The 17,820-nt window shown below is 37.7% G+C and carries 22 protein-coding genes and 2 rRNA genes; 21 read left to right on the forward strand and 3 right to left on the reverse strand.

All coding sequences use genetic code 11. The features are described from left to right. From BM163_RS12650 to rsmI, 13 genes are all read left to right on the forward strand, one after another. Positions 1–132 (forward strand): 23S ribosomal RNA (locus BM163_RS12650); the annotation flags it as partial. A gap of 58 nt (positions 133–190) precedes the next feature. Then, positions 191–305: ribosomal RNA gene (gene rrf, locus BM163_RS12655) — 5S ribosomal RNA — on the forward strand. Positions 306–555: 250 nt separating this feature from the next. After that, positions 556–735 (forward strand): sigma factor G inhibitor Gin, encoded by a 180-nt coding sequence (locus BM163_RS12660; RefSeq protein WP_089803547.1) that lies wholly within the window; start codon positions 556–558, stop codon positions 733–735. A gap of 165 nt (positions 736–900) precedes the next feature. Next, positions 901–2,337: an aminotransferase class I/II-fold pyridoxal phosphate-dependent enzyme gene (locus tag BM163_RS12665; RefSeq protein ID WP_089803548.1), complete on the forward strand. Its 1,437-nt coding sequence runs from the start codon at positions 901–903 to the stop codon at positions 2,335–2,337. Between the two features lie 5 nt (positions 2,338–2,342). Then, positions 2,343–2,972: a dTMP kinase gene (gene tmk / locus BM163_RS12670; protein WP_089803549.1), complete on the forward strand. Its 630-nt coding sequence runs from the start codon at positions 2,343–2,345 to the stop codon at positions 2,970–2,972. Between the two features lie 30 nt (positions 2,973–3,002). Then, positions 3,003–3,332, forward strand: coding sequence for a cyclic di-AMP receptor DarA (darA, locus tag BM163_RS12675; RefSeq protein ID WP_089803550.1), 330 nt, complete (start codon positions 3,003–3,005; stop codon positions 3,330–3,332). Positions 3,333–3,353: 21 nt separating this feature from the next. After that, positions 3,354–3,794: a YaaR family protein gene (locus BM163_RS12680; RefSeq protein ID WP_089803551.1), complete on the forward strand. Its 441-nt coding sequence runs from the start codon at positions 3,354–3,356 to the stop codon at positions 3,792–3,794. A 99-nt stretch (positions 3,795–3,893) separates the two neighbouring features. Next, complete coding sequence (holB, locus tag BM163_RS12685) at positions 3,894–4,880, forward strand: DNA polymerase III subunit delta' (protein WP_089803552.1); 987 nt, start codon at positions 3,894–3,896, stop codon at positions 4,878–4,880. A 6-nt stretch (positions 4,881–4,886) separates the two neighbouring features. Continuing rightward, complete coding sequence (locus BM163_RS12690; protein ID WP_089803553.1) at positions 4,887–5,705, forward strand: PSP1 domain-containing protein; 819 nt, start codon at positions 4,887–4,889, stop codon at positions 5,703–5,705. Positions 5,706–5,732: 27 nt separating this feature from the next. Then, positions 5,733–6,092, forward strand: coding sequence for a DNA replication initiation control protein YabA (gene yabA / locus BM163_RS12695; RefSeq protein ID WP_089803566.1), 360 nt, complete (start codon positions 5,733–5,735; stop codon positions 6,090–6,092). Between the two features lie 114 nt (positions 6,093–6,206). Further along, a complete protein-coding gene (locus BM163_RS12700; RefSeq protein ID WP_089803567.1) occupies positions 6,207–6,890 on the forward strand; it encodes a tRNA1(Val) (adenine(37)-N6)-methyltransferase in 684 nt (227 codons plus the stop codon). Continuing rightward, positions 6,880–7,161 (forward strand): GIY-YIG nuclease family protein, encoded by a 282-nt coding sequence (locus tag BM163_RS12705; protein WP_229675576.1) that lies wholly within the window; start codon positions 6,880–6,882, stop codon positions 7,159–7,161. Before BM163_RS12700 ends, BM163_RS12705 begins: the two co-directional genes overlap by 11 nt. Further along, positions 7,139–8,005: a 16S rRNA (cytidine(1402)-2'-O)-methyltransferase gene (gene rsmI / locus BM163_RS12710; protein ID WP_089803555.1), complete on the forward strand. Its 867-nt coding sequence runs from the start codon at positions 7,139–7,141 to the stop codon at positions 8,003–8,005. The genes BM163_RS12705 and rsmI overlap by 23 nt, the downstream gene beginning before the upstream one ends. 87 nt (positions 8,006–8,092) lie before the next feature. Here rsmI and BM163_RS12715 read toward each other — a convergent pair whose 3' ends face one another. Together BM163_RS12715 and abrB are read right to left on the reverse strand one after the other, a co-directional pair. Then, on the reverse strand, positions 8,093–8,437 hold the full coding sequence (locus BM163_RS12715; RefSeq protein WP_089803556.1) for an NINE protein: 345 nt from the start codon (positions 8,435–8,437) through the stop codon (positions 8,093–8,095). A gap of 156 nt (positions 8,438–8,593) precedes the next feature. After that, the gene (gene abrB, locus BM163_RS12720) at positions 8,594–8,872 is read right to left on the reverse strand and encodes a transition state genes transcriptional regulator AbrB (RefSeq protein ID WP_089803557.1); all 279 of its coding nucleotides are present in this window, start codon (positions 8,870–8,872) and stop codon (positions 8,594–8,596) included. 448 nt (positions 8,873–9,320) lie between these two features. On the opposite strand from abrB, the gene metG reads away from it, so the two are divergent. The 8 genes from metG (at position 9,321) to purR (ending at position 17,473) form a co-directional block, all read left to right on the forward strand. After that, the gene (gene metG, locus BM163_RS12725; protein WP_089803558.1) at positions 9,321–11,270 is read left to right on the forward strand and encodes a methionine--tRNA ligase; all 1,950 of its coding nucleotides are present in this window, start codon (positions 9,321–9,323) and stop codon (positions 11,268–11,270) included. Positions 11,271–11,369: 99 nt separating this feature from the next. Beyond that, positions 11,370–12,134: a TatD family hydrolase gene (locus BM163_RS12730; RefSeq protein ID WP_089803559.1), complete on the forward strand. Its 765-nt coding sequence runs from the start codon at positions 11,370–11,372 to the stop codon at positions 12,132–12,134. Positions 12,135–12,348: 214 nt separating this feature from the next. Beyond that, complete coding sequence (locus tag BM163_RS12735) at positions 12,349–13,551, forward strand: ubiquitin-like domain-containing protein (RefSeq protein ID WP_089803560.1); 1,203 nt, start codon at positions 12,349–12,351, stop codon at positions 13,549–13,551. Between the two features lie 115 nt (positions 13,552–13,666). Next, the gene (rnmV, locus tag BM163_RS12740) at positions 13,667–14,227 is read left to right on the forward strand and encodes a ribonuclease M5 (protein WP_089803561.1); all 561 of its coding nucleotides are present in this window, start codon (positions 13,667–13,669) and stop codon (positions 14,225–14,227) included. Next, positions 14,220–15,107: a 16S rRNA (adenine(1518)-N(6)/adenine(1519)-N(6))-dimethyltransferase RsmA gene (gene rsmA / locus BM163_RS12745; RefSeq protein WP_089803562.1), complete on the forward strand. Its 888-nt coding sequence runs from the start codon at positions 14,220–14,222 to the stop codon at positions 15,105–15,107. The genes rnmV and rsmA overlap by 8 nt, the downstream gene beginning before the upstream one ends. Positions 15,108–15,197: 90 nt before the next feature. Further along, positions 15,198–16,076 carry a sporulation peptidase YabG gene (gene yabG / locus BM163_RS12750; RefSeq protein ID WP_089803563.1) on the forward strand — a complete coding sequence of 293 codons (879 nt, stop codon included), beginning with the start codon at positions 15,198–15,200 and terminating at the stop codon, positions 16,074–16,076. A gap of 190 nt (positions 16,077–16,266) precedes the next feature. Beyond that, positions 16,267–16,530, forward strand: coding sequence for a biofilm formation stimulator Veg (gene veg, locus BM163_RS12755; RefSeq protein WP_089803564.1), 264 nt, complete (start codon positions 16,267–16,269; stop codon positions 16,528–16,530). A 124-nt stretch (positions 16,531–16,654) separates the two neighbouring features. Continuing rightward, positions 16,655–17,473 carry a pur operon repressor gene (gene purR, locus BM163_RS12760; RefSeq protein WP_089803565.1) on the forward strand — a complete coding sequence of 273 codons (819 nt, stop codon included), beginning with the start codon at positions 16,655–16,657 and terminating at the stop codon, positions 17,471–17,473. Between the two features lie 111 nt (positions 17,474–17,584). On the opposite strand, the gene BM163_RS12765 is transcribed toward purR, so the two are convergent. After that, positions 17,585–17,820, reverse strand: a 236-nt coding sequence (locus BM163_RS12765) for a transposase (protein WP_143088234.1), incomplete at its 5' end; no start/stop codon positions are given.

A 17,820-nucleotide genomic window follows, 5' to 3' on the forward strand; every position in this document is an offset into this window, starting at 1 on the left:
GCCCCCCTCAAGATGAGACTTCCCATCTGTAAAGAGTAAGATCCCTCAGAGACGATGAGGTAGATAGGTTCGAGGTGGAAGCATGGTGACATGTGTAGCTGACGAATACTAATCGATCGAGGACTTAACTAAATTTTTGTTTGATGATTGTTTACTTCTTATCTAGTTTTCAGGGTATAACCCTATATGGTTTAGTGACGATAGCGAAGAGGTCACACCTGTTCCCATGCCGAACACAGCAGTTAAGTTCTTCAGCGCCGATGGTAGTTGGGCTTAAGCCCCGCGAGAGTAGGACGTCGCTAAGCAATTAAAACACCCTTTTAAGATTTTTCTTAAAAGGGTGTTTTCTTTTTTTCTACTCATTGTATTAAGCAGTAACCATGTTTTTATTTATTTGCTTTATTTAAGTTAGCGTCCTTTTTAATAATTAAGAAACTTCCCAAATAATTAACTCTAAAATCGTTATATATTTAAAGAATTCTAAATGCCGATGGTTCAAAATATGTTTAAAACAGAAAAAAGTGGTAAGACTGATAGACAAAGGAGGCGGTATAGGTGACGTGTTCGCTTTGTCATGAAGCATCAACCGATTATTTAAAACTATATTATTTATTGATTTGTCCACTTTGTGAGGAAAAGTTATTAAAGTTAAAACCAGAAACAAGTGATTATCAATATCTCGTCTATAAGCTAAACGAATGTCGTAAACGACACAATCAGATGTCTACCTTATAATTAGCAATACCCGTATGACTTTAAGAATGATGAAGTCATACGGGTATTGCTTTTTTACTTGTTTCATTAGTAATTAAATGATATAACAAGAAAGAATCAAGACATTATGTAATTAATTATTGTGGTCGATAAAGAACCAGGAGTAAATTAGGAGGGGAGTGTATTTTGTCAAAATCTATAAAAGCCCCCTTGTGGGAAAAACTACAAGCTATAGTAGAGGAAAAGCCTGTTTCATTTCATGTGCCAGGTCATAAAAATGGTACGATATTACCTAACGTGTCATGGGGGAAATTTCGCGAAATGATGCGATATGATTTAACAGAATTGCCAGGGTTAGATGATCTTCATCAGCCGGAAACGGTAATTGAAGATGCGCTTGCTTTGGCTCGAGATTTTTTTGAGAGTCGTGAGACATATTTTTTAGTTAATGGTTCAACCGTTGGGAATTTAGCAATGATTCTTCAGGCAGTATCGGCAGGTGACTATATTTTAGTGCCTAAAAATGTTCATAAATCAGTTGTTAATGCATTAGAGTTAAGTAAGGCCTGTCCTATCTTTATTGAACCAGCTTATGATGAAACACTGAATAGGATGACGGTTCCGTTATTTACAGATATTCAACAAGCGTTCACAGATTATCCAATCAAAGCGATGATTGTTACGTATCCTGATTACTACGGGACAACGTTTGATCTTGAAACATTGATTAGTTATGTTCATACGCGTGGTGCGCTGATGCTTGTTGATGAAGCGCATGGGGTTCATTTGTCATTAAATTATCCCTGTTTTCCTGCTTCTGCATTATCACTAGGTGCGGATTTCGTTGTACAGTCAGCACATAAAATGGCTCCAGCATTAACACAAACAGCATACTTGCACGTCAGTCGCCATTATAAAGGTGAAACGCATTGTTTGAAACACTACTTACAAATGTTGCAGTCTAGTAGCCCATCGTATTTATTGATGGCTAGCCTAGATGTAACGCGTGCCTTTCTTGCATCACAAACCACAGCATTGTTAGATCAAGTGATGGCATCAGTAAAAGCTGTGAGAAGCATTTTAAGTGGCTTAGAGAGTGCCTATTTGATTAAAGAGTATACTACAGTTGATCCGCTTAAAATAACGTTACAACCTAAATTAAGCTATACGACAAAGGCCATTGAAGCAGCTTTTCGAACCGCTGGTATCTACTTAGAATTTATTACAGATCAAGATTTAGTCTTTGTTCATGGTTTAGCGCCGTTTACTGAGCAAGAAAAGTTGCAATATGCCGTTAACTACGTTAATCATACGTTAAAAAAACAAGCAAAACATGATACAATGAAAGTAGTAAGAAAAAAGGTCCGACACCCCCTTACAAAACTTGTATGTGATTATCAAACGCTTGCCAGCTTTAAACCGGTCTTTGTTTCATTAAATGACGCGATTAATTACGTGGCATATGAGTCTATTATTCCTTATCCACCAGGTATTCCTTTAGTCTTAAAAGGGCAAAGAATAACTAAAGAGGACATAGAAGAAATCAGACAATTACTTGCGCAAAAAATCCATTTTCAAAATAACCATATCACTCAAGGGGTGTATGTCATAAAGGAGATATAATAAAAGTGGACGGAAAATTTATAACATTTGAAGGCGGAGAAGGTGCTGGTAAATCAACAGTATTAGCGCGTGTGGCAGAAAAGCTGCGTGCCTTAGATTATAACGTCTTAACAACTCGTGAACCGGGTGGGATACAAATTTCTGAGGCGATACGTCATATCATTCTTGATACTAACCACACCGCCATGGATGCCAAAACAGAAGCCTTACTCTATGCAGCCGCTCGCCGTCAGCATCTTGTTGAGAAAGTCCAGCCCGCTTTAACAGACGGAACCATCGTCTTGTGTGATCGCTTTATTGATTCAAGCCTTGCCTATCAAGGATATGCAAGAGGTTTAGGAATTGATCAAATTTATACGATTAATCAGTTTGCGATTGATGCATGCATGCCATCTTTAACATTGTGGTTTAAACTTAATCCAGAAATTGGACTCAAACGTATTGAAACAAATAGCGAAAGAGAACAAAACCGTTTAGATTTAGAAACACGCGCCTTTCATGAAAAAGTTTATAAAGGTTACCAAATACTAGCGGAACGATTTTCTGATCGCATTCACCCCATTCGTGCTGATTTAACAATAGAAGAAGTTACAGAACTTGCATTAAATGAAGTGATTAGTCATATCAATCAGTAATACGACGGATAAACAATGGAGGAATGGAAGATGAAATTAATTATTGCGGTTATTCAGGATAAGGATAGTCATCGCTTGCTTGATGCGCTAGCGGATAAAGAATTCAAAACAACAAAGTTATCAACAACCGGAGGTTTTCTAAAAGAAGGAAACACGACACTGATGATTGGTTGCGATGATGAGGCAGTTGATGAGGCGTTAGATATCATTAAAAATAAATCAAGCCACCGTGAACAAATGGTAGCGCCTATATCACCTATGGGTGGGACTGCTGATTCATATATTCCACGTCCGATTAATATTGAAGTTGGCGGTGCCACAGTCTTTGTCGTACCAGTCGATAGTTTCTTCCAGTTCTAAAATATAAAGGATGACAGCGGCATGAAAATAAATAAAGACATTCTAAGTCAAATTGAAAAAAGCCAGCGTCAACAGCCACTGCCAACGTCAAGATCGGTAGATTTTCAAAAACTGGTCCAAACACAAGCGGATAAATTAAAGACATTTCCTTTAGAGCAGCAATTGGAGGAAATTAAAAAGCAAGGCGATAAGTTAATTCGCTACCGTACGCTTAGAGAAATGGCTAAATACAAACGAATGGTTAAAAGTTTTATTAAAGATTCGACATCAAAGGGATTAGACTTAACTCACCATCATAGTTTTAATTTTGAAGGAACAAATAGGCAACTGCATATTGTGAAAACGATTGATGGAAAATTGCTGGAAATGACGGAAGAAATCACTTCTGATGGTGCGAAATCGATTGACTTATTAGGTTTGATTGGTGAGATTAAAGGATTATTGATTAATTTGTATTCATAAAACAATTTGGGATAGAAATATGCTAAAATAACGGAAGAACGTGAGAGTGACGATCACTGATCTCACTCTTTTTTATCACGTAGAAGTTAGGTGGCTGATATGCAACGATTTGAAGAATTAGAACACGTACAGCCAGTGGCTGTGAGAATGTTAAAGCAAATGATTACTAATCAAAGGATTGCTCATGCCTATTTAATTCATGGCGATTCAGGGACGAAAAAGCGAGCGATAGCTCAAACGCTTGCTCTTCGATTGTTTTGTCAAGAAACAGATACGATAGAGCCATGTCTTACATGTCGTGATTGTAAGCGTGTTATCTCAGGGAACTATCCTGATTTACATTGGATAAAACCAGATGGTCTATCAATAAAAAAAGAACAAATTGAAGCGTTACAACGTGAATTCACTTATTCTGGTGTCGAATCTAACCGGAAAGTTTATATTATAGAAGATGCGGATTTGATGACAGTCAATGCAGCCAATCGACTTCTGAAATTTTTGGAAGAACCTAGTCAAGAAACGACGGCGATTCTTCTCACGAAGAATCAACAACAATTACTTGATACAATTCGCTCAAGATGTCAGGTTATAGCGTTAAGACCACTATCAGGTCAAGCCATTGAGCAAGCGCTTATTGAGAGCGGTGTGACGCCAGAAAACGCCAGGCTTTTTCAAGCTGTTGCCCCACAATTAGATCAAGCAAAAGCATTAGACCAAGATGAGTGGTTTGCAGAAGCGCGAAAATTAATGGTACAATTAATGCAGCTGTTAATAGATAAACCAGAAGAAGCCTTATTATTTGTTGAAAAGAACTGGATGAATCATTTCGATGATCGTGACAAATTACTTATGGGCTTAGATTTATTATTATATTGGTTTAAAGATTTAATGTATTTACACATTGGCGATATTGAACATCTTGTTTTGCTTAGTTATAAAGATCAACTTGAACAAGCGAGTTTACGTTATCGGAGAATAGATCTTGTCAATATTTTAACAGCCATTACACAAGCCAAACGTAAACTAAATCAACATACCCATCCAACACTTGTGATGGAACAACTAACACTGCAGATGCAGAGGTGAATATAAATGGTAGAAGTGATTGGAGTCAGATTTAAAAAAGTAGGAAAAATTTATTATTTTGATCCTACAGGCTTTGAGATAAATAAAGATGATTATGTCATCGTTGAAACCGCAAGAGGTGTGGAGTTTGGTAAAGTCGTTCTTGCGAAGAAGCAAGTAGATGAAGGCGATGTTGTCTTGCCTTTGAAAAAAGTTATTCGTTTAGCAACAGAAAAAGATAAACACGTGGTGATAGAAAATAAAGAAAATGCTAAAGAAGCTTATGCAACGTGTGAAAAGAAGATTAAAGATCATAAGTTGGATATGAATTTAGTAGATGTGGAATATACTTTCGATCGTAATAAAGTTATATTTTACTTTACCGCAGATGGCCGAGTGGATTTTCGTGAGTTGGTAAAAGACTTAGCCGCGGTTTTTAAAACACGTATTGAATTGCGACAAATTGGTGTAAGAGACGAGGCGAAATTACTTGGAGGTATTGGTCCATGTGGGCGCATGCTTTGTTGTTCAACATTTCTAGGTGATTTTGAACCCGTATCTATTAAAATGGCAAAGGATCAAAACTTATCACTTAATCCTACGAAAATATCTGGTTTATGTGGTCGTTTAATGTGTTGTTTAAAATATGAAAACGATGAATATGAACAAGCAAAACGTGAATTACCTGACTTAGGTCAAAAAATAACAACACCACTAGGTCGTGGTCGCGTGGTCGGTCTCAATATCTTAGAACGTATGATTCGTGTAGATATTAAAGAGCTTGAACGCATCGTTGATTATACATTAGACGAATTGATTGAAGCAGGTGTCTTAACAACGTCATAATGAGAAAAGGTGGTGGGTGAGGTGAACATGAACACAAAAGAAGTCTTTGAACAAGTGTCAGATATGGAAGAGCAGATTGGTCAACTGTACCAGCAATTAGGCGACTTAAAAATACATTTAAGTGAGTTATTAGAAGAAAATCATCGATTGGCGCATGAAAATCATCACCTACGTCAACGCCTCGATCAATCGATTGAAGAAGAATCAGAACGTGATGACAGCACAACAAATCAAAAAAGAGCAATTGAGAATATTGGTGAAGGGTACGATAACTTGGCTCGCTTGTATGAAGAGGGATTCCACATTTGTAATGTACACTTTGGAAGTCCCCGTCAAAATGAGGATTGCCTATTTTGCTTATCATTCTTAAATAAAACAAAAGAGTAAACAAAAAGGCTGGGGATCTTTCAAAGATGCCAGTCTTTTTTTCAGGAAGCGTGGTGTAAGTAAGTGCAGATTAATGAAGATGAGCGTATTGACTATTTATTTACGGATGAATCGATGCGTATTATTCAGAGTCCATCCGTTTTCTCATATTCAATTGATGCCGTGTTGTTGGCACATTTTAGTTCATTACCCAAAACGCGTGGAAAGATTATCGATTTATGTAGCGGGAATGGGGTTGTTCCACTTCTTATGAGTCGCTACACATCTCAACCTATTGATGCGGTAGAAATCCAACCTAGACTATATGATATGGCTGTGCGTAGTATCGAACTTAACGGAAAACAAAATCAAATTACGATGCGGCTCGGTGACTTAAAAGATATGCCAGCCATGTATAAAAATGATAAATTTGATTTGGTCACGGTAAACCCACCGTATTTTGATACACCTAGTGGTGACCACTATAATTTAAATGAACATTTGACCATCGCGCGTCATGAAGTGATGACTACACTTGAGATGGTGATTGAATCAGCAAGTAAATTAACGAAATCTGGTGGAAAGATGGCATTAGTGCATCGACCAGATCGTCTTGTCGATATTCTATCACTTATGCGTCAATATAAACTTGAACCAAAGCGGATGCAGTTGGTTTACCCAAGACAGGGGAAAGAGGCAAATATTCTTTTAGTTGAAGCTGTGCGTGATGGGCGAAAAGCACTTAAAGTATTGCCGCCTTTTTATGTGTTTAATGGGGATGGTCAGTATACAAAGGAGTATTTACAACTTGTCTACTAAACACTGTGTCTATATTTTAGAATGTCGTGATCATACCTTATATACAGGCTATACTAATCGGTTGCATTACCGAATTACCCAGCACCAATTAGGAAAAGGTGCGAAGTACACAAGAGGGCGAGGTCCACTCGTGCTAAGATACGCTCATGTGTACGACTCAAAAACCGATGCGTTAAAAGAAGAATACCGAATCAAGCAATTATCCAGGTATCAAAAGGACGCACTTATCAAACAAGGAGGCAATATCGATGTGGACTCAGAAAAGTTATGAAGAAACAGCTAAGGGTAAATTATATATTGTACCAACACCTATTGGGAACTTGCAAGATATTACATTGCGTGCGTTAGACACATTGAAAACGGCCGATAAAATACTCGCTGAAGATACCCGTAACACGAAAAAGTTACTGAATCATTTTGATATCACTACTCCGTTAGTTAGCTACCACGAACATAGTGATCAAAAAAAAATTGATCATATTTTAACAGAGTTAAATCAAGGTATTACATTTGCCCTTGTCAGTGATGCGGGCATGCCGGGCATATCTGACCCAGGAGAAGTTTTGATTAAACAAGCGATTAAGCACCAGTTGGATTGTATCGTTTTACCTGGTGCGAATGCCGCCCTTTGTGCGCTTGTTGGTTCAGGTTTACCGACAAGTCATTTCTTTTTTTATGGTTTTTTGCCCCGAAAAAACAAAGATATAAAAACAGCTTTTGAAGAAATAAATAAGCAAACGGCTACAATTATTTTGTATGAGTCACCGTACCGTCTAAGCGAAACTTTAAAGGCGATTCAAGCCTTTTTAGGTGATAGACAGGTGGCTGTTGGGCGGGAGCTAACCAAACGATTTGAAGAATTTAGCCGCGGTCCTATTAAAGATGTGGTGGAGTGGTCTCTCAGCAAAGAAATAAAAGGGGAATGCTGCATTGTTATTGAAGGTAGAAAAGAAGAACTAGCCGAAGATAATTGGTGGGAAGAGTTATCCATTCCGGATCATGTGGATCACTATATGAACGAGGGTTTAAAGAATAAAGAAGCAATTAAAAAAGTAGCGGTTGACCGGAAACAACCTAAACGCGATATTTACCAAATTTATCACGTAGACGCATGACTTTACAAGGTGACTTTAACTATAAAAGCCGTTGGTTCTTAAGTAGACGTCTAAAGAATCAACGGCTTTTTATCATTGACTAATTTGTTAATGTATGGCGTCATCTTTACGTTGTTTTGATACAAATGCTTTTAACGTGTCTTCAAGGTGATGATTGTATGCCTCGACCTTACCTAAAATCCAGAAAGCATCAATGATTAACCATAAGGCAACAAGCATCAAAATTAAATAGCCTACGAGGAAAAAAAGTGTTAATAAACCGGTAAGGGTCATGAATAATTGAATAAAAGCGGTCGTTTTTTCTTCTAAGTAAAAACGATGTAAGCCTAGAAACCCAAAGAAAATGACTAAAAGATAACATACACTCAACTGTTTACCGTGTCGTAATACTTCACTATTTATAAATGTCCGTTCCATTAAGTTAAATTGCATAACTTCACTCCTTACATAGTAATAACATCACTCCAATAATATTAGTTTAACACAAGGAGTAACCCTGTTTCCAAACATGTTATTAAATAACATGTTTGGAAAGCAAAAAAAAGAACTGTTTCCCCCTAATTGGAAACAGTTCTTTGTAGATGATTATTATTTTGTTAATGATTTGTTGATTTCATCGACAAGTGCTTTTGCACCTTCTGGTGAAAGAATCAATTTACCATCAGCTAATGTTAAGTTGTCATCAGAAATTTCACCAGTAACTTGGCAAGTCATGCTTGGCTTGTATTTTTGAAGAATGATACGCTCATCATCAACATAAATTTCTAATGCATCCTTTTCTGCAATACCTAATGTACGACGTAATTCAATTGGAATAACGACGCGTCCTAGTTCGTCTACTTTACGAACAATACCTGTTGATTTCATAAGAAAAACTCCCCTTTATTAATAGTTTGGTATATTTCGACAATACCTATAATACAAGATACCATTAATTTCTATATGTGTCAATTGAAAAAAACTATTTTTAGAAATAAAAAGGAAAGTAAGTAGTCTATCATTAAATAAACGGATAAAAAATTATCGATTTTCCCTTTTATATCATTTAAAACGAAAAAACGTCTATCTTAAATCATTTAATATAAACGTTCAACCTCTAAAGTATTGGAAGTAAAGTGCGTATAGGTAGCGGTCAAATACACCTAGTGGTTTAAGTATTATCAAGTTTTAAATTCATCGGCATGACGTGGAAATGACGATGTTCGCAAGAAATCAAATAATAACGATGGAAAATTGGCAGTAAAAACGCTACAATATAAAGATATACGTCAACTTAAATTACGAACGTTTACACATATTGAAGGAGGAATGACCGATGTCAGAGAAAAAAACATTTTATATTACAACACCAATTTATTATCCAAGTGGTCATTTACACATTGGGCACGCATATACAACTGTTGCGGGAGATGCGATTTCTCGTTATAAGCGCTTAAAAGGGTTTGATGTTAGGTATTTAACCGGCACAGATGAGCATGGCCAAAAGATTCAAAAGAAAGCTGATGAAAAGGGTGTAACTCCCCAAGCTTATGTTGATGAGATTGTGAGTGGCATCCAAGTATTATGGGATAAGCTTGATATCTCCCATACGGATTTTATTCGAACAACGGAAGCTCGTCATAAAGAAGTCGTTGAAAAGATTTTTAAGCAACTCCTTGATCAAGGGGATATTTATTTAGATGAATACGAAGGTTGGTACTGCACTTCGTGTGAATCTTTCTTTACAGAACGTCAACTTGAATCAGGTAACTGTCCAGATTGTGGTGGGCCAGTGGAAGTGGTGAAAGAAGAATCATATTTCTTTAAAATGAGTAAGTATGTTGATCGGTTGTTAGAGTACTATGAACAAAATCCTGACTTTATCCAACCTGAAAGTCGTAAGAATGAGATGATTAATAACTTCATTAAGCCGGGACTTGAAGACCTGGCTGTGTCTAGAACAACATTTGACTGGGGAATTAAAGTGCCAGGAGATGCTAAACACGTTATCTATGTATGGATAGATGCCTTATCCAACTATATTACAGCACTTGGATACAATACTGATAATGATGAACTATTCAATAAATATTGGCCAGCTGACGTTCACTTAATGAGTAAAGAAATTGTTAGATTCCACACTATTTATTGGCCAATTATGTTGATGGCACTAGATTTACCATTACCAAAACAAGTATTTGCGCACGGATGGATTTTGATGAAAGATGGTAAGATGTCTAAATCAAAAGGTAACGTTGTTGATCCGATTTCATTAACGGACCGTTATGGTTTAGATGCCTTACGCTATTATTTACTACGAGAAGTACCTTTTGGTTCTGATGGCGTCTTCACGCCGGAAGGTTTTGTGGATCGGATTAACTTCGACTTAGCCAATGATCTAGGTAATTTATTAAATCGTACGGTAGCGATGATTGATAAATATTTTGATGGAGCAGTCCCTGCCTTTGTTAAAGGGGAAACAGATGTTGATCGAGCACTCGAGTCAATGGCAGAAGAAACGGTCACAGCTTTTGAAGAAGCGATGGATCACATGCAGTTTAGTGTGGCATTAAGTACGATATGGCAGTATATTAGCCGAACAAATAAATATATTGATGAAAATGAGCCATGGGTATTAGCTAAGGATGAGGACAAAAAAGCCCGTCTCGGTAATGTTATGGCACATCTGGTTGATAGTTTACGGCGAACAGCGATTCTTTTACGTCCATTCCTTACTGAGACACCAAGTAAAATCTTTAGTCAACTAGGAGTAGTAGAAGAGGCGTTACAATCATTTGAAACGCTGAGAGCGTTTGGGTTAGTAAAAGCAGGTACACGTGTGGATAAGCAAGGGCCAATCTTCCCACGTCTAGATGTTGAAGAAGAAGTACAGGTAATTAAACAAATGATGACAAAACCTGTCGAAGATAAACAGACTGAATTAGAACCAATAAAAGAAGAAATCGCATTTGATGATTTCTTAAAACTAGATTTACGCGTAGCAGAAGTAATTAGAGCAGAGAAGATGAAAAAAGCAGATAAGTTATTAAAGATTCATGTTGACTTAGGTCATGAAAAACGCCAAATTATTTCAGGTATCGCAAAATACTATGAACCCGAAGCGTTAGTCGGTAAAAAAGTCATTGTTGTTGCAAACTTAAAGCCAGTGAAGTTACGCGGTGAGTTGTCACAAGGTATGATTTTAACAGGAGAGGACCCGGAGGGTAATTTATCGTTAACAACGGTACAGGACACAGACTTACCGAACGGTTCAGTGGTAAAATAACCAAAATGATAAAAGAGTCAGCTCACCTTTTTAGGTGAATGACTCTTTTTCATCATGAATATAAGCCAAATAAATACCTGTTTATAAGGGAGAGATACGATGTTATTTGATACACATGTCCATTTAAATATTGAACAATTTGATGAAGATCGAGAAGCGGTTATTGCGCGTGCGAAAGCAGCAGGTGTTGAAAAAATGGTGGTCGTTGGTTTTGATCATCAAACGATTAAAAAAGCAATAGAATTAGCTGAGACTTATTCGTATATTTATGCTGCGGTTGGTTGGCATCCAGTAGATGCTATTGATTTTACCGATGACGATTTACGGTGGTTAGAAGAATTAGCAGGACACGAAAAAGTCGTTGCCTTAGGTGAGATGGGCCTCGATTATTACTGGGATAAGTCACCAAAAGATGTGCAAAAGAATGTCTTCAGGAAACAAATAGCACTAGCAAAGAAAGTTAAGTTGCCAATTATTATCCATAATCGTGAAGCAACTGATGATGTGATTCAGTTGCTTCAAGAAGAACAAGCTGAAGAAGTCGGCGGTATTATGCACTGTTTTGCTGGAGAAGTTAAACATGTCCAGCCATGTCTTGACATGAATTTTTATATTTCGCTCGGTGGACCGGTAACTTTTAAAAATGCGAAAGCACCTAAAGAAGTTGCGAAGATAATCCCGAGTGATCGTCTACTTATTGAAACAGATTGTCCATTCCTTGCCCCGCATCCCCATCGGGGAAAACGTAATGAACCGATGTATGTGCGTCTGGTAGCTGAGGAAATAGCGTCATTACGCGAAACAACCATTGAAGAGGTTGAAAGAACAACAACTGAGAATGCAGAAAGATTATTTGGCATTTAAGTGTCTTCTTATACAAAAACAAGGAATATTACGATTGTGTAACGAATGGCCTATTTTGTAACCTTTTCTTAATTTACTTGTCATAACAGCGGTTACATTGCTTGAAACGTTGATAAATCAGCGTTTTTGTTGTCATAATCGCCTTTTTGGTTGTTTGACACCTCCTTTTAATCCAGCTATAATCTAGACGCACATTAAAAGGAGGCATTTTTTAATGAATCTAAAGTCCAAGCTTTTGTCTGGCCTAAAGCATAAAGTATTTATGCCTATCGTAACCGTACTACTTTTACTTGTCGTAGTTGGTTTTACATGGTTAGAAGTTACGAAGGCAGATGTTGAGTTCACACATAATGGTGAAACAGAAACAGTTGTTACGCGTGCTCAAACAGTCGAAGCATTATTAGAAGAGTTAGAGATACAATTAGGAAACGATGACTATCTCTCGCACGAACTTACAACAGAAATTACGTCAGATATGAGTATAGAATATAAAGAAGCGGTTGAAGTTGTCGTAAATGACGATGCACAAACAACCACATATATGACAACAGCGGATACTGTTGGGGAGTTTCTTCAAGAAGAAGCGATTACTCTGCAGTCTCACGATGTACTAAGTGTCGATGAAGCGGCAGCAATTGAAGACAAGTTAACACTTGATATCAATCGTGCAGTGAAAGTTACAGTAACTGACGGCACGAATGAATCAGAAGAAGTTTATACAACAGAAGAAACAGTGAAAGATTTACTTGATGAAGCGGCTATTGAACTATCTGAACTTGATCGTGTAGAACCAAGTGTAGATGAAGCAATCAAAGAAGATATGGCGATCAGTGTCATTCGAGTAGAAGAAGTGACAGACGTTGTTGAAGAAGCAGTTGCTTTTTCAACTGTACGTCGAAATGACAGCTCAATAACAAAAGGAAAAGAAGAAGTAATTGAAGCTGGATCAAATGGTCTTATTGAGAAGCGCTATACAGTTGTCATGGAAAATGGAAAAGAAGTTTCACGAGAATTAGAAAGTGAAGAAGTAAAAAAAGAAGCAAGTCAACGTATAGTTGCTGTTGGAACGAAAGTAATCCAACAGGCACCTTCACGTGGTACGTCATCAAGAAAAGCTGTCTCCGGTAAAACCATAACGATGGAAGCAACAGCTTATAACTGGAACTGTGCGACATGTGATGGTCGTGGTTTAACTGCGACGGGATATAACTTAAAAGCTAACCCAGACGGTGTTATAGCGGTTGACCCATCAGTGATACCATTAGGCACAAGAGTCTATGTAGAAGGCTATGGCTATGCCGTAGCACGCGACACTGGTGGCGCAATCAAAGGAAATAAAATTGACTTGCATATGCGCTCAGTTAGTGCAGCGAGACAATTTGGTCGACGCACAGTGAAACTGACTATTGTTGAATAGTTCTTAACGTCTTATCTACCTAAGTGGTAGGTAAGGCTTTTTTTCTTTTTCGGGTGCACGGGAGAAGAGATTAAGCTATACTAGGGAAGAATGAATCAATTAAGGGGATGACTCGATGCAGATAAAAGAAGTCATTGTTGTTGAAGGAAAAGACGATACAGCTAAAATTAAACAAGCGGTCGAAGCGGATACTATTGAAACAAACGGTTCGGCTATTAATAAACAAATATTGACTCAAATAAAACATGCGCAAGAATTGCGTGGGGTGATTGTATTTACAGACCCAGACTATCCGGGGCAGCGTATTAGAAGTATCGTTGATCAACACGTACCGGGTTGTAAGCATGCGTTTTTAAAGAAATCTGATGCGCGTGATAAACTCAATCGTGGCATTGGAATTGAGCATGCTTCAAAAGAAGCGATACAGCTCGCGTTAAAATCTGTATATGAGTTAAGAAAGGCTCACGTATCGGATATTACTAAAGAAGATTTGATGAGGTATGGTCTTGTGGGTGGGGCGCATGCTAAAGAAAAGCGAGAAGCGTTGACGAGCTATTTGAAAATCGGCTATGCCAATGGTAAGCAATTACTTAAAAGATTAACGATGTTTCATATTACGAAAGTTCAACTTGAGCAAGCTATGAAACAGATACAAAAGGAGAAATGGGATGTCTAAAGAAAAACGAATTGCCACACCATCAATGACGAAGCACTATTTAAATCAATTTGGGTTTCATTTTAAGAAAAGCTTAGGACAAAACTTTTTGATAGATGTGAATGTATTAGAGAACATCTCAAAAAAAGCAGGAGTGACAAAAGAGACAGGGGTTATTGAAATAGGTCCTGGTATGGGTGCGTTGACAGAACAGTTAGCGATTGATGCAAAAAATGTGCTTGCTTTTGAAATTGACCAGCGTCTAGAGCCGATTTTAGCAGAAACATTGGAAGATTACGACAATGTGAAAGTTGTATTTGAAGATATTCTTTCTGCGGATATTGAGCCGATAATTAACGATTATTTTGGTAAGAAGCAACCACTAAAGTTGGTTGCTAACTTGCCTTATTATGTTACAACGCCGATCATCATGAAAGTCTTGATGAATCATTTGCCTCTTGAGAGTATGACAGTTATGATTCAAAAAGAAGTGGCAGAAAGAATGAGCGCGAAACCTAACACGAAAAGCTATGGGTCATTGTCGTTGGCTGTTCAGTACTACACAGAAGCAGCTGTACTTTTTATCGTACCAAAAACAGTTTTTATGCCCCAACCAAATGTAGATTCAGCAATTCTCCATTTAGCATTTAGAGAGAGCCCACCAGTCGATGTGATTGATGAAACGTACTTCTTTGATTTAATTCAAGCGACGTTCCAGCAGCGCAGAAAGACGCTTAGAAACAATCTTACGAGACACTTTAAAGGCTCCTTAACAAAAGATGTGATTGAATCATTAGCTGAATCGATTCATTTAGACTTAACGAGACGAGCAGAGTCACTCACGATGAAAGAATTTGCAGACTTGGCCAACATATTGTATACAGCTCAACAATCCTCTTAATCTTCCCCCTAACGGTTATCGTTAGGGTTTTTTCACCTCCTATTTTTATATGCATACACTAATGAGGTGAGGTAAATTGGAGGTGGATACATGGATATTGCAGTAGGTGATTTAATTACCCGAAAGAGTTATAACCACGATACAGTTTTTCGTGTGATCGACGTGTCCGAAGCAGGTGTGTTACTTGCTGGTGAAGATGTTCGACTTATCGCGGATGCGTCGGTATGTGATGTTGTGAAAGTGGATGAAGCCTTGAGAGTGGAAATGACGGAAAAATCACGGGAGGCAAAGGATTATGCTTTTCGGTTATTTAAACAAGATTATCAGTTAATGAAGTTGAAGCACACATCACGCCGCATCAATGAAGAGCGAGCTTTTTTGCTACCGGCAAAGGTGTTACATCTAGATGGTGACCAAAACTATTTAAAAAAGTGTATTAAAGTGTATCAAAAATTAGGTATTCATGTACATGGTCTTTATGTCAAAGAACAAGATATGGCGACTGTGGTTGGGGACTTGATAGAGAAAATCAGTCCAGATATAGTAGTTATAACAGGACATGATAGTTATTCAGAAAAAAAGGGTAAACCCAATGAATTAAAAGCGTACCGACATACAAAAGATTTTGTTGAGACAGTTCGAGCGATTCGTAAGATTGAACGACACTTGGATCAATTGGTTATTTTTGCGGGGGCGTGTCAATCGCATTTTCAATCACTTATCCGTGCAGGAGCAAACTTTGCTTCCTCTCCAGAACGTGTCAATATTCACGCGTTAGACCCTGTCTATATTGCAGCCAAGGTATGTTATACGTCGTTTATGGACCGGGTCACACCAGAAGACTTAATTCAACATACGTTGTCTAAGTCAGAAGGGATTGGTGGAATCGAAACACGGGGCTTTTTTCGAACGGGCATGCCATTAATAGAAGAACCAATCAATGATAAAACGTTCACATCTTCGTCATAACCGGCAAAAACAGTTGATACACATTGAATCTAAGGCGAAAGTTTTATTATCAGAATCTTAGAATAATAACTTAAGTCATAGAAAAGGAGAAATTTATATTGACAAGTAAATTTAATTACTGTTATAATAAATAATTTTATTGACTTCATTTTTTGTTCGTGCTATAATGAACAAAGTGAGGTGAAGTGTAGTGGCGAAAACGCTGGTTGAGATTAAACGTAGTTTAGATAGTCAGATTGGAAAACGCTTGAAGCTGATTGCAAATGGCGGAAGAAAGAAGACAGTCGAACGGTTTGGAACGCTGGAAGAAACGTACCGGTCAGTCTTTGTGGTCGCATTGGATCAAGATGAAAATGCGTTCGAACGCGTTTCATACAGTTATGCGGATATTTTAACAGAAACAGTGGAGTTAAACTTCATCAATGAAGACCATATGGTCGCATTAGAGCAGTAATTTGTTACTGCTTTTTTTTGTTGCTTAAAAACCGAAGAATATTTAAGATTTTCGTGTTTTCTCTTGCTAAAATCCGTATAAAATGTTATATTTACTTCAAAATATTCGGTTTTGAGGTGGAAGCATGAAACGTAGTGATCGGTTAATTGGGATGACAGAGTACGTCCTTGAACATCCAATGGAATTAATTTCTTTACCGTTTTTCTCTGAGCGGTATCAAGCAGCAAAATCATCGATTAGTGAGGATCTCACAATCATGAATAATATGCTAAAGCAAGAGGGTATCGGATATTTAGAATCTATTTCTGGTGCTGCGGGTGGCATTCGTTATATTCCAAACGTGGCCGATAATAAAAGTCAAGTTTTCTTAACAGCATTAGCGAAACGTTTAGAGGACCCTACGCGAATTTTGCCAGGGGGCTATTTGTTTATGAGTGATTTACTTGGTGAGCCACAAACAGTACGTGAAATTGGTCGCCTTTTTGCAAGTGCTTTTACAAATCTTGACTTAGATGCCGTTGTTACTGTCGCAACAAAAGGTATTCCCCTTGCATATGCTGTGGCGAGTTTCTTGAATGTCCCGGTCGTTATTGTTAGGCGAGACCCGAAGATTACTGAGGGGTCAACTGTTAGTATCAACTATGTCTCTGGGTCATCGAAAAAAATTCAGACGATGGTACTGACAAAGCGAAGTTTAAAACAAGGGGCGAAAGTGTGTATCATTGATGACTTTATGAAGGCAGGCGGAACAATTGATGGCATGCGTAGTTTACTGAAAGAGTTTGAAGCAGAAGTTAAAGCGATTGGTGTGTTAGCTGAAGCGGAAGATGAAGAAGATGAGCGCGTGGTAACGGATTATGTGTCACTTATTCAAATATCAAATGTCGATGTAAAGAACGCTAAAATAGAGGCATCCATTGGTAATTACTTTAATCACAAATAAGCGATAGTGTTTATATAGCTTTATAAATAGACGTACGTGAATCAATTTCATAATTGCTCTTTTTAAAAAATCAAACACGACCAGAATTTCAATATTTGTCTTAAAAATTTTTTATGCTATTTGATATTGCTTTAGGAATGAGCCTAAACGATCTGCTGCTAGTTTTGATGCATTATAAATAAGCGTCACTAAATCAAAGTGAGCTTTTGCACGTTTTCCTGTACGGTAACGAACATTATTAAGCTGGAAAAACTCCTTAAGATAGCCATTTACTCTTTCGACAGAACTGCGACGTTTAGCAATCGTTTTCCATGCCTGCGAACCACGAGCAGGAGCTGAATATTTCC

Source organism: Halolactibacillus alkaliphilus, assembly GCF_900115465.1.
Taxonomy (GTDB): Bacteria; Bacillota; Bacilli; order Bacillales; family Amphibacillaceae; genus Halolactibacillus; species Halolactibacillus alkaliphilus.

Coding starts and splice junctions, on each gene's coding strand:
- BM163_RS12680 (WP_089803551.1), top strand. CDS start 3,354: ATGAAAATAAATAAAGACATTCTAAGTCAAATTGAAAAAAGCCAGCGT.
- abrB (WP_089803557.1), bottom strand. CDS start 8,872: ATGAAATCAACAGGTATTGTTCGTAAAGTAGACGAACTAGGACGCGTC.
- yabG (WP_089803563.1), top strand. CDS start 15,198: ATGGATATTGCAGTAGGTGATTTAATTACCCGAAAGAGTTATAACCAC.
- holB (WP_089803552.1), top strand. CDS start 3,894: ATGCAACGATTTGAAGAATTAGAACACGTACAGCCAGTGGCTGTGAGA.
- BM163_RS12715 (WP_089803556.1), bottom strand. CDS start 8,437: ATGCAATTTAACTTAATGGAACGGACATTTATAAATAGTGAAGTATTA.
- BM163_RS12690 (WP_089803553.1), top strand. CDS start 4,887: ATGGTAGAAGTGATTGGAGTCAGATTTAAAAAAGTAGGAAAAATTTAT.
- BM163_RS12700 (WP_089803567.1), top strand. CDS start 6,207: ATGCGTATTATTCAGAGTCCATCCGTTTTCTCATATTCAATTGATGCC.
- purR (WP_089803565.1), top strand. CDS start 16,655: ATGAAACGTAGTGATCGGTTAATTGGGATGACAGAGTACGTCCTTGAA.
- rsmA (WP_089803562.1), top strand. CDS start 14,220: ATGTCTAAAGAAAAACGAATTGCCACACCATCAATGACGAAGCACTAT.
- darA (WP_089803550.1), top strand. CDS start 3,003: ATGAAATTAATTATTGCGGTTATTCAGGATAAGGATAGTCATCGCTTG.
- metG (WP_089803558.1), top strand. CDS start 9,321: ATGTCAGAGAAAAAAACATTTTATATTACAACACCAATTTATTATCCA.
- yabA (WP_089803566.1), top strand. CDS start 5,733: ATGAACACAAAAGAAGTCTTTGAACAAGTGTCAGATATGGAAGAGCAG.
- rnmV (WP_089803561.1), top strand. CDS start 13,667: ATGCAGATAAAAGAAGTCATTGTTGTTGAAGGAAAAGACGATACAGCT.
- rsmI (WP_089803555.1), top strand. CDS start 7,139: ATGTGGACTCAGAAAAGTTATGAAGAAACAGCTAAGGGTAAATTATAT.
- BM163_RS12735 (WP_089803560.1), top strand. CDS start 12,349: ATGAATCTAAAGTCCAAGCTTTTGTCTGGCCTAAAGCATAAAGTATTT.
- BM163_RS12730 (WP_089803559.1), top strand. CDS start 11,370: ATGTTATTTGATACACATGTCCATTTAAATATTGAACAATTTGATGAA.